This is a genomic window from Streptomyces sp. E2N166 (assembly GCF_003671715.1).
Lineage (GTDB): Bacteria > Actinomycetota > Actinomycetes > Streptomycetales > Streptomycetaceae > Streptomyces > Streptomyces thinghirensis.
Window position 1 is genome coordinate 1090218 of sequence record NZ_RAIF01000012.1, and the last position, 1543, is coordinate 1091760.

General features: G+C 76.1%; 1 protein-coding gene. It reads left to right on the forward strand.

Annotation, left to right across the window (positions count from 1 at the left end; genetic code table 11):
- Window positions 1-187 precede the first annotated feature (187 nt).
- On the forward strand, window positions 188-1477 hold the full coding sequence (locus tag EBH09_RS12715; RefSeq protein ID WP_121747066.1) for an ATP-grasp domain-containing protein: 1290 nt from the start codon (window positions 188-190) through the stop codon (window positions 1475-1477).
- Window positions 1478-1543: the final 66 nt, after the last annotated feature.

A 1543-nucleotide genomic window follows, 5' to 3' on the forward strand; every position in this document is an offset into this window, starting at 1 on the left:
CGCCGACCGCCTGGACCGGGTCCGTGACTGCCGTACGGCCATTACCTGCTCCTTTCGTCGCCCCGAAATTCTTACTGCTTACTGACACTCAGTCATATGAAATGCCATCACGCCACCGCCGCTACGGCTTTCGAGTGCACTGATCGCCCGCACCGGTGACCCGAATCGAATGCGAAGGAAGAACCCCGTGTCGCTGTTCGACACCCGCGTCCCCGCCGTTCTGCTGCGGACCGACCGGAATCCCTTTCACCACGGAACGCTGGGTGCCGTGCGTTCGCTCGGCCGCGCGGGCGTGGACGTACACGTGGTCGCCGACTGCGCGCAGAGCCCGGTCCGCGCCTCCCGCTATGTGAGCCGGCTGCACACTCCGCCGCCGCCCGGGGCGGCGCCCGCCGACATCGCGGTGGTCCTGCGGCGCGTCGCCGCGCGGATCGCGCGTCCCGCCGTGCTGATCCCGATGGACGACGCGTGTGCCGTCGCGGTGGGGCGGCTGCGGGCGGAGCTGGCGCCCGCGTACCTGCTGCCCGACCTGCCGGGCGCGCTGCCCGAGCGGGTGGCCGACAAGGCGGAGCTGGCCGGCGTGTGCGCGTCCCTGGACGTGCCGCACCCCGAGACACTGGTCCCGGACGGCCCGGCCGAGGCCGCCCGTGCCGCCTGGCGGCTGGGGCTGCCGGTGGTGGCGAAGTGGAGCCGGCCCTGGCTGGTGCCTCCGGGCGGCGGGCTGCGCAGCACCGTGCTGGTGCGTTCGGCGCGGGAGGCCGGGGAGCTGTACCGGCGGGCCGAGGAGGCGGGCAGCCGGCTGCTGCTCCAGGCGTTCCTGCCGCCGGGGCCGGACCGCGACTGGTTCTTCCACGGGTACGCCGACCGCACCGGCGCGGTCCGGGCGGGCGGTCCCGGCCGCAAGACGCGCGCCAGGCCGCGTGGCGCCGGTCTGACGGCGGTCGGCCGCTGGACGCCGAACCCGCAGGTGCAGGCCCTGGCCGAGCGGGTCACCGGCGAGCTGGGCTACCGGGGCATCCTCGACCTCGACTTCCGCCGCTGCGGTACGACGGGCCGCTATCACCTGCTCGACTTCAACCCGCGTCCCGGCGCCCAGTTCCGGCTGTTCACCGACACCGCCGGGCTGGACGTCGTACGCGCCCTGCACCTGGACCTGACCCACCGAGCCCTGCCGGACGGGGCGCCGCAGCCGGGGCGGGCGTTCGTGGTGGAGAACTACGCGCCGCTGAGCGCCCTGCGCCCGGCCCCCGGCGGACGCGAGCTGGCCTGGCACGCACCGGACGACCGGGCACCGGGACGGGCCCTGTGGACCCTGTGGGGGCGCCACGTGACCGCACGCCTGCTGGACCGCCTGCGCCGCGAGGACGGCCGCCCGCGCACGGGGGCACCGGCCCGTGCCCGCGTGGTGCGCCAGGCGACCTCCCCCTCCCCGGGCCGCTCCGACCGCCCGGACGACGACAGGGCGGGCAGCCGCTGACCGGCCGCTGCCGCGCGGGCACCACAACGCCCCCGGCGGACCGTGCGCGGTCGGCCGGGGGCGTTG